Annotated in this window: 10 protein-coding genes and 1 tRNA gene; 5 read left to right on the top strand and 6 right to left on the bottom strand. The window is 60.1% G+C overall.

Annotated features, from left to right (window positions below; translation table 11 throughout):
• Positions 1-47 precede the first annotated feature (47 nt).
• The gene (locus tag CGA21_RS18305; protein WP_282487995.1) at positions 48-1,511 is read right to left on the bottom strand and encodes a coniferyl aldehyde dehydrogenase; all 1,464 of its coding nucleotides are present in this window, start codon (positions 1,509-1,511) and stop codon (positions 48-50) included.
• Positions 1,512-1,681: 170 nt separating this feature from the next.
• On the opposite strand from CGA21_RS18305, the gene CGA21_RS18300 reads away from it, so the two are divergent.
• From CGA21_RS18300 to CGA21_RS18280, 5 genes are read left to right on the top strand one after another with little or no spacing between them, the layout of a single operon-like run.
• The gene (locus CGA21_RS18300; RefSeq protein ID WP_020800912.1) at positions 1,682-2,665 is read left to right on the top strand and encodes a flavin reductase family protein; all 984 of its coding nucleotides are present in this window, start codon (positions 1,682-1,684) and stop codon (positions 2,663-2,665) included.
• Complete coding sequence (locus tag CGA21_RS18295; RefSeq protein ID WP_110749077.1) at positions 2,662-3,990, top strand: spinster family MFS transporter; 1,329 nt, start codon at positions 2,662-2,664, stop codon at positions 3,988-3,990. The genes CGA21_RS18300 and CGA21_RS18295 overlap by 4 nt, the downstream gene beginning before the upstream one ends.
• 45 nt (positions 3,991-4,035) lie before the next feature.
• Positions 4,036-4,713, top strand: a complete 678-nt coding sequence (locus CGA21_RS18290) for a TetR/AcrR family transcriptional regulator (protein WP_110749079.1) — start codon at positions 4,036-4,038, stop codon at positions 4,711-4,713.
• Between the two features lie 53 nt (positions 4,714-4,766).
• The gene (locus CGA21_RS18285; protein ID WP_188264734.1) at positions 4,767-5,897 is read left to right on the top strand and encodes a carbon-nitrogen hydrolase family protein; all 1,131 of its coding nucleotides are present in this window, start codon (positions 4,767-4,769) and stop codon (positions 5,895-5,897) included.
• A 3-nt stretch (positions 5,898-5,900) separates the two neighbouring features.
• Positions 5,901-7,007 (top strand): AraC family transcriptional regulator, encoded by a 1,107-nt coding sequence (locus CGA21_RS18280; protein WP_188264733.1) that lies wholly within the window; start codon positions 5,901-5,903, stop codon positions 7,005-7,007.
• A 287-nt stretch (positions 7,008-7,294) separates the two neighbouring features.
• On the opposite strand, the gene CGA21_RS18275 is transcribed toward CGA21_RS18280, so the two are convergent.
• The 5 genes from CGA21_RS18275 to lon form a co-directional block, all read right to left on the bottom strand.
• A complete protein-coding gene (locus tag CGA21_RS18275; protein ID WP_188264732.1) occupies positions 7,295-8,131 on the bottom strand; it encodes a DUF2242 domain-containing protein in 837 nt (278 codons plus the stop codon).
• A 201-nt stretch (positions 8,132-8,332) separates the two neighbouring features.
• Positions 8,333-10,204, bottom strand: a complete 1,872-nt coding sequence (locus CGA21_RS18270) for a SurA N-terminal domain-containing protein (protein ID WP_110749086.1) — start codon at positions 10,202-10,204, stop codon at positions 8,333-8,335.
• A 101-nt stretch (positions 10,205-10,305) separates the two neighbouring features.
• Positions 10,306-10,383: transfer RNA gene (locus CGA21_RS18265), tRNA-Leu, on the bottom strand.
• Positions 10,384-10,436: 53 nt separating this feature from the next.
• Positions 10,437-10,709: an HU family DNA-binding protein gene (locus tag CGA21_RS18260; RefSeq protein WP_002552737.1), complete on the bottom strand. Its 273-nt coding sequence runs from the start codon at positions 10,707-10,709 to the stop codon at positions 10,437-10,439.
• A 148-nt stretch (positions 10,710-10,857) separates the two neighbouring features.
• A complete protein-coding gene (lon, locus tag CGA21_RS18255; RefSeq protein ID WP_033040883.1) occupies positions 10,858-13,254 on the bottom strand; it encodes an endopeptidase La in 2,397 nt (798 codons plus the stop codon).
• Positions 13,255-13,336 lie beyond the last annotated feature (82 nt).

Here is a 13,336-nt window from a genome sequence, read left to right as displayed (position 1 = left end):
CTGTCTCATGCAGCGGACGGGGTGCGCAAGGCCCCCCAACGCTGGAATTAGTCGCGAGTGACGCCGGCCAGCATCGCCGCCAGGTAATGCTCGCCGTAAGGCGGCAACAGACCCCATTCACGGCGTGGGTCGTGGGCCGAGGCCTTGAACACCGTGCGCAGGTGACTGAATTCGAGAAAACCTTCGTGGCCATGGTAATGACCCATGCCCGAGGCACCGATACCACCGAACGGCGCATCGTGCAGGGCGGCATGCATCATCACGTCATTGATGGTGACTCCGCCGGACAGGGTGTGTTCCAGCACGTGACGTTGCTCCCGCGCATCCTCGCCAAAGTAGTACAGCGCCAGCGGACGCGGCCTTGCGTTGATTTGCGCGATGACCTGGTCAAGGTCGTCATAGCTCAGCACGACCATGGCCGGACCGAAGATTTCCTCATGCATGATCTCGCTGTCCGGGGCCGGGTCCACTACGATTCGTAGCGGACGACGGCGGTCATGGGCATCCAGGGCCAGGGGTTCAGGCAGGCACTCGATGCGCGCCCCGCGCAACTGCGCGTCCTCGACCAGGCCCTCGACCCGCTCCAGGTGACGCTGGTTGACCACCGCCACCACGTCCGGGTTGCCGGCTACCGTCGGGTTGAGATCGCGATAAGCACTGCGCAGCGCATCGAGGAAGGCTTCGAGTCGGGCCTTGGGTACATACACCAGGTCCGGATTGATGCAGATCTGTCCGCCATTGGTGGACTTGCCTGCGGCGATACTGAACGCCGTTTTGTTCAGGTCGGCAGTGGCCGAAACGATCACCGGCGACTTGCCACCCAGTTCCAGTGTCACCGGCACCAGGTTTTTTGCGGCATTGCCCATCACTCGCCGGCCAATCGCCGTACTGCCGGTGAACACCAGGTGATCGAAGGGTTGGCTGCTGAAGGCCTCGCCCAGTTCCGGGCCACCATTGACCACGGCCACCACCAGCGGGTCGAGGTGTTCGGCGCACAGGCGCGCCACCAGTGCGGCGGTGCGCGGCACCACTTCCGAGGGTTTGAGAATGGCCCGGTTGCCGGCCGCGAGCGCCGAGGCCAGCGGGCTGAACAAGGTGTATAGCGGCGCGTTCCAGGTCCCCAGGATGCCCACCGTACCTTTTGGCTGGTGCATGACCCAGGCCCTGGCGCCGAGCTGGTCGTAAGGGGAAAACACTTCGCGCGGTTCGTCTTGCATCCACGCTTGCAGATGGTCGCGGGCATATTTGAGTGAAGCCAGGGCGCCGAGCACGTCATTCATCAAGGAAAAACCGGCGGGCCGTCCGCCAAAGTCCAGGTCGATGGCCGTGGTCAATGCCGCATGGTTGTCGACCAGCAGGTCGATCACTTGCTGCAGGCGCTGGCGCCGGGTGTCGGCGCTGACACCGCCGGCGCTGGCGAAGGCCTCTTTCTGGCGCGTCAGCAGGCTGGAAAGGTCTTGGTCGCAAGACATCGTTGAACTCATTGTTATCCCCTTGCAGGTTGGCTCGATGGCCGTTGAGCGCCCGATGCGCCTGGCGCCACCCTAGCCGCGCAGACCGCTGCGCCGCCTCGTCCGATCGGACGAGGCCCTGCATTAGTGTTAGTCCGTTGAGACGATGTTGAACGCCTGCAAACGCCCAATACTGGCCATACGAAAACCTCCACTCCATGAGGCCAGTCATGGCAATGCAAAATATCAGCTTCGATCCCCAGGCCTTTCGTGCCGCTCTCGGCACGTTCACCACCGGGGTCACGATCATCACCACCCAGACCGAAGACGGCTCGCCCGTGGGCATCACCGCCAACAGCTTCAACTCGGTGTCGCTCAACCCGCCGCTGGTGCTCTGGAGCTTGTCCAAGCAAGCGCGCAGCCTGCCGATCTTCAGCAGCGGCAAGCATTGGAACGTGCACGTGCTGTCCACGGAGCAAGAAAACCTCTCGGGACGTTTCGCCACCCAGGGCGAAGACAAGTTCGCCGAGATCGAACTGGACAACGGCATCAGCGAGGCGCCATTGCTGCAAGATTGCACCGCGCGCTTCCAGTGCCGTACGGCGTTCCAGTACGAAGGCGGCGACCATGTGATTTTCGTCGGCGAGGTACTCGCCTTCGATCACAGTGACCGCGCCCCGCTGGCGTTCCAGAGCGGCCAATATGCCCTGGCCACGCGCAAGCCCCGCAGCGAGCTACGCCTGGCGACCACGCCGCCACCGCCCGAGTGCAGCTACACCGAGGATTTGCTCGGCTACTTGCTGGGACGCGGGCATTACCAGACACTCAATGCCCTGCGGCAACTGCTGAACAGTCAGCAGCTGGACGAACAATCGTTCTTCGTACTGTCGATCTTGTGTATTCGCGACGATATGACGCTGGAGGAAATCAACACCTTCGTGACCTACACCGGCCGCGAAGTGACCCTGGCCAGCATGCGGTTTCTCGAGCGCCAGCGCCTGGTGGCCTTCGAGGGTCCGGCGCAATCGCCACGTTTTGTCCTCACGGCCCAAGGCCGAGAAGTGTCCCTGCATCAGTTGGCACTGGCCAAGGCCGTGGAAGAGGATCTGTCGGCCAAGCTCGGCGCCGCCGATGCGCAAGCCTTGAAAGTCTTGCTCAAGCGCCTGATCGTCGTGAGCGACCCGGGCTTGCCTGATCTGTGGGCACCGCGATGACCGCTCGCGAGGGGACGCTGCCTGCGACCACGGTCGGTTGGGGTAGCCATGGCCTGCTGTTACTGCTGGCCTTGGTGTTCGCCGACAACTTCGTCGGGCGACAGATACTCGCGGTCATGGTCGAACCGATCAAAGCCGAATTCGGCGTCGGCGATACCGCCATCGGCCTGATCTCGGGCCTGGCGTTCGCGGCGGTCTATGCACTCATGGGCCTGCCGGCCGGGCGGCTGGTGGATCGCATGCCGCGTATCCGCCTGCTGGCCATGTCTTGCCTGCTCTGGGCCGTGGCAACCATGGCGTGCGGGTGGGCGGGCAGTTTCCTCGCGCTGGGCATTGCGCGAATGCTGGTTGCCGTCAGCGAATCGCCGACCACGTCGGCCTCGCTGTCGCTGATCGCCGACCTGTATCCGACGCACCGACGCTCATTCGCCATCAGCTGTTTTACCGCCGCACCCACATTTTCCTCGATCATCGGCTTGAGCATCGGCGCCTGGGTGGTCGAGCACTATGGCTGGCGCAGTGCGTTCATTGCGTTGGGGATGCCGGCCCTGGTGTTCTGTACGATCCTGGCCTTCGTCGTGCGCGAACCGCAGCGTGGCCGCTGGGACCTTACGCCACATACCCACACAGCGCCCGCACTGCTTGGCATGGGAGCCGAAGCCCGCAAGCTCTGGGCATTGCCGGCCTACCGCTGCCTGATCCTCGCTGGCGGCCTGACCACGCTCAGTTCCTATGCGATTGCGATGTGGAACACCAGTTTCCTGGTGCGCTCCCACGGCTTGTCACTGCAACACGCCGGCTTGCTGGCGGGCGTGATCTGCGGTACCTCGGCCGGATTCGGTGGCCTGCTCAGTGGTTGGTTGAGTGACCGCCTGTGCCGCCGCGATCCACACTGGCAGGTGTCCATTCCGGTAGTGGGCCATATTGCGGCGACCTGTGCGCTGGTCCCCTATCTGCTGTGGTCCGACTCCGTGCTGGTGCGCCTGGGTGATGTGCCGGTTCCAGGCGCCATGCTCTGGTGCGCGCTCTATGCCTTCTTTTCCGTGTGGTGGGTCGCGCCTTCCTACAACCTCGTCACGCAGCTGGTGCCCGCCGGGAGGCGCGGAACTGCAATGGCGCTGCAAACCATCGTCAGCACGCTGCTGGGGATCGGCGTCGGGCCATTGTTGACCGGTTTGTGCAGCGACCTGTTGTTACCGCTGTTCGGCCACGAGTCGTTGCGGTATGCGCTGCTGCTGGTGAATCTGCCGGTGATTTGCGCGGTGTTGCTGTTGATGCGCACGGCGCACCATGCTGGCAAAACTGGCTATCGCCACGGGGGATAGGTTTGCTCAAGGCCACGCTTTAATTGTTCAGTCGACGGAGCTCCAATGCCTACCAACAGCGCAACAGCCAATCCCGTACACAGCGCCCGCGATCGACTGCTCGACGCGGCACTCGAACTCTTCGCCACACATGGCTACCAGGCCATCGGCTTGCGGGACTTGGCGAGTTACCTGGGGCTGCAAGCCGGCTCCCTCTACCATCACATTGAAAACAAACAGGCCCTGTTGTTCGAGCTGATCGAGTCGGCGTTGTCGGACTTGCTGCTGGATACGCTGCGTCGAATGAAAGGCGCACGAAGCCCTCGCGGGCGTCTTCAGTCGTTCATTCAAGCCTTCGTCGCCTTCAACTTCAACGAAAAATACAAACTGACCCTGATCAGCCGCGAGTTCACGAATCTGACTGAAGAACAGAAGCAACAGATTATCCAGCTGAGAAACGAATACGCCGCTGTTCTAAACGCCATCATCACTGACTCGTACGGCGATAAAGGCGCAGCCGCTCGCGACCTCTGCCCCACCACCAGTGCAGTCATTGCCATGCTGTTCGGCCAGTCACAGTGGTACACCCTCGAGACAACCGAAGCACAATTGACGAAAACACTCACCGACGTTGTCACATGCATTATCGCGAACAGGCAGAGCACCGCCGCAAGTGCAACGCGGCCAATTTCCCGGAGCGCTGTCAATTTTCCCCACCCTCCCCGTGATTCGCTTTATCCTTGATGCAAATCCGATGAAAAGCCATGAATCCTGCATACGGCTGCTGACTGTTCCCCATGCGCAAACTTTTGTACCTGACTGTCTCCATGGCGTTGATCGCCGCTCTAACGACCTACGCCATGTGGGCCGCGGATCGCCCGACGGGCCTCTACCTCTCTGACCTGCGAATCGATGTCGCCGTCGACCAGGGCACGCCCGCTGACCGTGGCAATTTGCTGGGCATCCAGCCCGAGCTGTTTCCCACCGACTATCAAAGCCCCGAACGCCTGCACCGCAAACTCGCCGCCTACTTGCAGACGGCCCGGGATCAGGGGCTGCTGAATGAAAAAACCATCGTCGTATTGCCGGAGCATGTGGGCACCTGGTTGATGGTCAGCGGCGAAAAAGACGAGTTGTACCAGGCCACTACTTTCAAGGAGGCCATGAACTGGCTGGCCGTGAGCAATCCTTTGAAGTTCGTCCGCGCGCTGATTGGCGCCGAGGGCGACAGCCGCATCGAGGACGCGCACCTGCGCATGAAAGCCAAAGGCATGGCCAAGGATTACCAGGCGCTGTTTGGCGGGCTGGCTAAAGAATTTCACGTCACCCTGGTGGCAGGCTCCATCGTGCTGCCCGAGCCCAGTGTCATCGACGGTACGCTGAAAATCGGCCGTGGTGCGTTGTTCAACAGCAGCGTGGTGTTTGGCCGCGATGGCCTGCCAATCGGGCAACCCCAGCGCCAGATGCATCCGGTTTTCGAGCAGCAGGACGCGATCAAGGCCAACGGCGAACATACGCTCAATGTCGTCGACACCCCCGCCGGGCGCCTGGGCGTGCTGATCGGCAGCGACAGCTGGTACCCCGACAACTACCGCAAGCTCGACACGCAGCAGGCACAGCTGGTCGCCGTCCCGGCGTTTGTTGTTGGCCGCGGTAGCTGGGACCAGCCGTGGCGTGGCTACAAGGACTCATCGACACCCGGCTCCGACAGCCTCAAGGCCGGGGAGATCAGTGAAGGCCAGGCCTGGCAGCGCCTGAACCTGAGTACTCAGGCACCCGCCAGCCGGGCCATCGCCGGCGTGAGCGTATTCCTGCGCGGACAGTTCTGGGATCAGGGCAGCGCCGGGCAGAGTTTTCTCAGCAGCAACGGCCAGCATTTCGTCGATGGCAAGGCCCGTGGCGCGCGCTTGTTGAACCTTTGGCTGTAGGCCATGAAACCCACCCCGATGCGCCTGGGAGATCTGTCGGTGGGCTTTGTTCACAGCCTGGCCGACGCCGTGAACAGCCACGGCACAGATCCGCAGCCACTGCTCGAGCAATATGGCCTTGATGCGGCCCGACTGAGTGAAGCCGGTGCCCGTCTCTCGATCCCGCGCTACATGCGCCTGGGCCACGCGGCCATCCAGTTGACCGGCAACCCGGCACTCGGCTTGCAAATGGCCCAGCTCAGCCGCCTGAGCCAGGCCGGCCTTGCCGGCGTCACTGCCGCCCAGGCACCGACGGTGCGCGAGGCGGCGCGCTGCCTGATTCGATTCGAAGCCTTGTATGGCTCCAACTACCGCGGTCAATCAAGCTTCCACGAAGACGCTCAGGGTGCCTGGCTGCGCTTCTATTCCATCAGCCCCTACAACAGCTACAACCGCTTCGTGGTGGATTCGATCCTCGGCGGCTGGTTGCAGCAATTATCCAGCGTCAGCCCTGCCCGGCTGCGTGCCGAACGTATCGACATCGAGTTCGAGGAGCCCGACTACCGCGCGGCCTATGACGTGCTGGGCGACTGCCCGATCCAGTTTGGCGCCGAGCACAATCAATTGCGCCTGAGCCTGGCCAGCCTTGCCCAGCGTAATCCCGAGCATTGCCCCAGCACCTGGCGACACCTGCTGCAACTGTGCGAGCGGGAACTGGAGCAATTGACCCGCACCCGCAGCCTGCGTGAACGCATCACACAGCTGCTGGGGCCATTGCTCAATGGCGGCCGGGAGCCCGACCTGGAAGAAGTGGCAACACGCCTGAAACTGCCGGTATGGACCTTGCGCCGCAAACTCGCTGAAGAAGGCACGCAATTTCGCGCGATTCTTAACGACACCCGTCGCGACCTGGCCATGACCTATATCCGCGACACTGAATTGGCGTTCGGAGAAATCGCCTACCTGTTGGGCTTTGCCTCAGCCGAAGCCTTTCAACGCGCCTTCAAGCGCTGGACCGCCCAGACACCCGGCGAGTTTCGCCGCAGTCGCAGGGAAACAGTCGCAGGCAGCAAGCTTCAAAGTTCGGTTGCGTCTTCGGAAGGCTCAGGTGGGTCCAACTCAAACGCCTGATACTCGAGCAGTTCTTCTTGATAGTCGTCCATTTTCGTATCCCCCACAGCTCATAAAAAAACGTCTGAATAAATGACCAGCGCCTTGAGCCTAAAGTGCCCGCGTGAAAGAAAAATGACGCGGACACGACACTTCGTCGCCTACAGATAAAACGTAGCAGGCGGTTGGGAATTTATCACAGGTTTTTTTTGCGGCAGGCCGCAGGACGACGACCTGTTTGACGCGGATCAATCTTTGTTACGGCGAGGGGGCCCGGAGCATGAGCTGGCCTGGCCCCATCGCGCCCATCACTGGCCGGTGATGGGCATGGCCTGGATCGGTTCCGAAGGTGGCGCCATGTTGCTCGGATTGGCCGGTGGCGTGATCACTTCTTCGGTGGCTGGCGCTGGCTCGGCAGTGGAGCTCGAAGTAATGGGTGCAGCCTCAGGCGGCGGCGCAACCGGCTCGGAAGCGGCAGGGGCCACTTCGGCGTCCTTGGCTGCCTCTGGCGCGGGCTGTGCCGCAGCTTCCGGGGCCAATGGCGCCGGTGCAGCCTTGGGCTCGGGCACGCCCAGATCGGTTTTCGGCTTCTCGGGGATGTGCGCCGCTGCCTTCACTTCCTTTGGCAGGAACAGCTCGACCAGGGCGAAGAATCGCTCGTAGAACTTGGCTGAGGTGACAGTTTCGCTGGCGACCTTGACCATCGAGTCGTCGGAGGAGCCGATCGGCATCGACACCGAGCCAAGCACGCCAACACCGAGGCTTGCCGAGTTGTTGGTTTTCTTCAGCGCATACTTGTCCTGAAGGGCATTGGCGAACACGGTGGCATGGTGCGCCGAAGTGCCGTCTTCAGCGCAAACCACACTGAAACTGATCTCCATGTGGTTTTCACCGGTCTGCTGGAAGCTCTTGTGCCCACTGACCAGCTTGGGATCACTGCTGGTGATGATATAGCCCTGGCTCAGCAAGGCCCGACGAGCGGCTTCACAGGAGACCGAGTCGGTCACTGGATAGTTACGGGAAAACGTTCCGGAATCATCGAAGTTCTCATGCTCGTAGATGGCGGCTTTCTTCGACGAACAACCGGCAGCAGCAGCCAGCACCAAGGCCAGCCCGACAACCCGCATGGGAATTGATTTAAACATTGAACATCCTGAGAGAAACGGTTCGGGGCGTATTGTGCAACAGATCGATGCTTAGCGGCGCACCGATTGTGTCTTAAAACGGTTACAGCACTGTTGACCCGATGGTCGGGAGAAAATTGCCTGAATGGCGCAATGCAGCCGAAAAAAAACCCCGGCCTTGCGGCCGGGGTCTTCGTTTCATGCAAAAAGCGCGTGGGCAGATCAGAAACGCTTGATCTCGGCCTGGCTTTCCAGCTGCTTGCGGTAAGCCGCAAAGTCTTGCTGGCCAACGCGCGAAGCGAGGAAGCGACGGTATTGAGCCTTCTCTTCTTCAGTTGGCGTTGCGGCCTCGTTCACGCCGTTCAGACGCACGATCATCAGGCTGCCATCGGGCAACGTGACACTGCTGAAGGTCGGCTTGTCCTTGGCGGCAGGCTTTGGCATGCGGAACAACGCTTGCAGCACAGTCGGGTCCAGCCCTTCCTGAGTGCGAGTCGCGGCTTCGGTTACCTTCCAGTTCTGACCGTCGATCGGGCTGTTCAATGGCGTCTTGCCATCACGCAAGCTGGCAATCAGCTCGTCAGCCTTGGTCTTGGCAGCAGCGCTGGCGTGCTCCCTGGCCAATTGCTCACGGATCGGACCCTCGACCTTTTCCAATGGCAGTTGCGCAGGCTTCAGATGCTCCTTGGCGCGCAACACGATCACGGTTTCGGGGTCGAGCTCGATAGCGGTGCTGTTGGCACCCTCATCCAGTACTTCCGGGCTGAAGGCTGCGGTGACCACGGCACGGTTGGCCGTAATGCCTTCGCCACCCTCGCGGCCGAACGGCTTGGAGGTGTGAACGGTAAGCTTCAAGTCCTGCGCAGGCTGGACCAGGTCGGACGCTTCGAACGAGGCGTCTTCCAGTTGCTTGGTCGCTTCAACGAAACGCTGCTCGACCTGCTGGGCCTTCAATTCGCGGGTCAGCTTGTCTTTCAGGCTGGCGAACGTCGGCACTTCAGGCGCTTCCACGCCCAACAGCTTGATCAGGTGGAAACCGAAGTCGGTGCGAACCGGCGCGGAAACCTGATCCTTGGCCAACGAGTACAAGGCCTTCTCGAATGCCGGGTCGTACACGCCAGGACCTGCGAAGCCCAGGTCGCCGCCATTGTTGGCAGAACCCGGGTCCTGGGAGAACTCCTTGGCCAGGGCCTCGAATTGCTCGCCCTTGTTCAGGCGGGCCTGGATCTCGTCGATTTTGGCCTTGGCTTGCGCTTCGGTCGTCTTGTCGTTCACTTCGATCAGAATGTGCGCAGCCCGGCGTTGTTCGGACAGGTTCGCAGTTTCTTTCTGATACGCCGCCTGCAGGTCTTCGTCCTTGACGCTGACCTGATCAAAGAAGGAAGCCTTCTTCAACTCCAGGTAATCGATGACCACTTGGTCCGGCGTCATGAATTCCTTGGCATGCTCGTCGTAGTAGGCCTTGACCTCTTCGTCGGTCAGCTTCACGGCTGTCGGGTCGACCTTGATGCTCAGGGAGGCGAAATCGCGGGTCTGTTTTTCCAGACGGGCGAAGGCCATGACCTGGGCGTCGGTGACGAAACCGCTACCCGCCACACCGGCGCGCAGTTGTCCGATCAGCATTTCCTGAGCCAGCATCTGGCGGAATTGCATGCGGCTGTAGCCCAGTTGGCGAATCACCTGGTCGAAACGCTCAGGGCTGAACTTGCCATCCACCTGGAATTCAGGCGTTTGCAGGATGACCTGGTCCAGCGCCGCCTCGGAGAAAGCGAATTTGGAATTTTCTGCGCCTTGCAACAGCAGCTTGCGGTCAATCAGGCCTTTGAGGGCCGATTCGCGCAGCATTTTTTCGTCCAGCAAGGAGGCGTCGAAATCCTTGCCCAGCTGTTGCATGAGTTGACGGCGTTGCATATCGACCGCCTGGCTCAGCTCGTTTTGGCTGATTTCGTCACCATTGACCTTCGCCGCCTCGTTTTTGTGCGTCGTAGCCTGGAAAATGGCGTCGAAACCGGTCAAAGCCATCAGTGCAACGATGACCCCGATAATGGTCTTGGCAATCCAGCCTTGTGAATTGTCCCTGATATTTTGCAGCATGCGTCCCCCATAAACGGTTGAACTTCAAATTAGGCAACCGTGGAGCGTGGGTAGAATCCGGATAGAAGAAAGGCGCATCCGAGGATGCGCCTTCTCGTAACTGGCGGAGCGGACCGATGACTCGACCTTGCGAGCCTCGGTGTCTCGAACCGGCAACCTGCCGACTGGACTACCGCTCCGCTGCCAGGTCAGGCATGACCCCGACCCGGATAGGCAAAAACCTGATTGGAACTTAGTTGACAGCTTCTTTCAGTGCTTTACCAGCTTTGAAGCCTGGTTTTTTGGCAGCTGCGATTTCCAGTGTCTTACCGGTCTGTGGGTTACGACCGATGCGAGCTGGACGATCAGTTACGGAGAAAGTACCGAAACCAACCAGAACCACGGAGTCGCCGGCCTTGAGAGCGCCAGTGACGGATTCGATTACAGCGTCCAGCGCACGGCCAGCAGCAGCTTTCGGGATATCAGCGGATGCAGCGATAGCATCAATCAGTTCCGACTTGTTCACTCTAAGTCCCCTTATATCTATTTGAGTATGATTCTAAGTTTTTTGGTGAAAGCAAAAACGAGTGCTGAATGGCCTACAGACACTTAAGAGCCGCTTTATAACAAGGGCTCTAAAAAGCTGTCAAGGAAGCCCCCCAGGCAAATACGTACTAATGCGTGCTAATTCTTTCCTTAGAATCCGACTCGCGTTTTTCATCCTTCGCGACTATCTCCGGAGCCACATCCGGCAAGGGCTCCGGGGCGTATTGCAGCGCAATTTGCAGGACCTCGTCAATCCATTTAACTGGTTTAATCTGAAGATCTTGCTTGATATTGTCCGGAATTTCCTTCAAATCGCGAACATTCTCTTCAGGAATGATCACGGTCTTGATTCCGCCTCGATGCGCCGCCAGCAGTTTTTCCTTCAAGCCGCCGATCGCCAATACCTGGCCACGCAGGGTAATTTCACCCGTCATGGCAACATCAGCGCGTACTGGAATGCCGGTCAGTGCCGACACCAACGCCGTGCACATGCCTACGCCCGCGCTCGGGCCGTCTTTGGGGGTCGCCCCTTCCGGCATGTGGATGTGCGTGTCGCGCTTCTCGTGGAAGTCCAGGGGGATCCCCAGGCTCTTGGCACGGCTGCGAACAACGGTCAGGGCTGCGGTGATCGATTCGACCATCACGTCACCCAGGGAACCGGTCTTGATCAGTTGGCCTTTGCCCGGAACGACAGCCGCTTCGATAGTCAGCAATTCGCCGCCCACCTGAGTCCACGCCAGGCCAGTGACCTGACCGATCTGGTCCTGCTGTTCAGCCAGGCCGTAGCGGAATTTGCGCACGCCCAGGAAGTGCTCGAGCATGTCCGCCGTCACTTTCACCGAGAAGCGTTTTTCCAGCGCATGCTCTTTCACAGCCTTGCGGCAGACCTTGGCAATCTGGCGCTCCAGGCCCCGCACACCGGCTTCGCGGGTGTAGTAGCGGATGATGTCGCGGATCGCTTCAGCGTCGAATTCCAGCTCGCCTTTCTTCAGGCCGTTGGCCGTGATCTGTTTCGGCGAGAGGTATTTGACGGCGATGTTGATCTTCTCGTCTTCCGTGTAACCGGGCAGGCGAATGACCTCCATCCGGTCCAGCAGGGCGGGTGGAATGTTCATGGAGTTGGAGGTGCACAGGAACATCACATCGGACAGGTCGTAGTCGACTTCCAGATAGTGATCGTTGAAATTGTGGTTCTGCTCCGGATCGAGCACTTCCAGCAATGCCGATGCCGGATCACCACGCATGTCGCTGCCCATCTTGTCGATTTCATCGAGCAGGAACAGCGGGTTGCGCACACCCACTTTTGTCATCTTTTGAATCAATCTTCCTGGCATCGAACCGATGTAAGTACGGCGATGGCCACGAATTTCCGCTTCATCGCGCACGCCGCCTAGGGCCATCCGCACGAATTTACGGTTGGTGGCGTGTGCAATCGACTCTGCCAGGGACGTTTTACCCACCCCTGGAGGACCGACCAGGCACAATACCGGACCCCGGATCTTCTTCACGCGCTTTTGCACGGCGAGGTATTCGAGAATGCGTTCCTTGACCTCTTCGAGGCCGTAGTGATCGGCGTCGAGAATGTCTTCTGCGCGCGCCAGATCAAGGCGTACCTTGCTCTGTGCCTTCCACGGCACCTGGACCAGCCAGTCGATGTAGGAACGCACCACGGTCGCCTCAGCGGACATCGGCGACATCTGCTTTAGCTTGTTCAGTTCGGCCGTCGCCTTGGCGAGGGCGTCTTTTGGCAGGCCGGCGGCATCGATGCGCTTTTTCAGCTCTTCGACTTCGTTGTGCCCTTCGTCGCTGTCACCAAGCTCTTTCTGAATGGCCTTCATCTGCTCATTCAGGTAGTACTCGCGCTGACTGCGCTCCATTTGTTTTTTGACACGACCGCGAATGCGTTTTTCGACCTGCAGCAGGTCGATCTCGGCATCCAGCAAAGCCAGCACGTGCTCTACACGGGCCGACAAATCGATGATTTCGAGAATTTCCTGCTTCTGCTCGATTTTCAGCGCCATGTGCGCGGCCATGGTGTCCACCAGGCGACCTGGCTCATCGATGCTGTTGAGCGACGACAGGACCTCGGCAGGGACTTTCTTGCCCAGCTGCACATACTGTTCGAACTGCGACAGCAGGCTGCGGACAAACACTTCCGACTCGCGCTCTGGCGCATCGACCTCGTCGATCAACGAAACTTCGGCGCGACAGTGGCCATCCACTTCGCTAAAGCGCTCCACGGCGCCGCGCTGCTCGCCTTCGACCAGAACCTTGACCGTGCCGTCAGGCAGCTTGAGCAGCTGCAGAACGGTCGCAATCGTACCCACGCGATAAAGTGCGTCTTCACCCGGATCGTCGTCGGCAGGGTTTCTCTGGGCCAGCAGAAGGATCTGCTTGTCGCCCGTCATCGCTGCCTCGAGGGCTTCGATGGATTTCTCGCGCCCCACGAACAGCGGGATAACCATGTGCGGATAAACCACGACATCACGCAATGGCAGGAGAGGCAATTCGATGGTTGTCTTCATGATTTCGCCTCTACGGCGGCCATAAGGCCGGAAACAGATGGAAGTAAGCTTGAAACCAAGATGGGGTCTGCCTTCAAAAAAA

This window comes from Pseudomonas sp. PSB11 (genome assembly GCF_014596605.1).
GTDB lineage: Bacteria > Pseudomonadota > Gammaproteobacteria > Pseudomonadales > Pseudomonadaceae > Aquipseudomonas > Aquipseudomonas umsongensis.
This window is presented reverse-complemented; position numbering and strand designations above follow the sequence as displayed.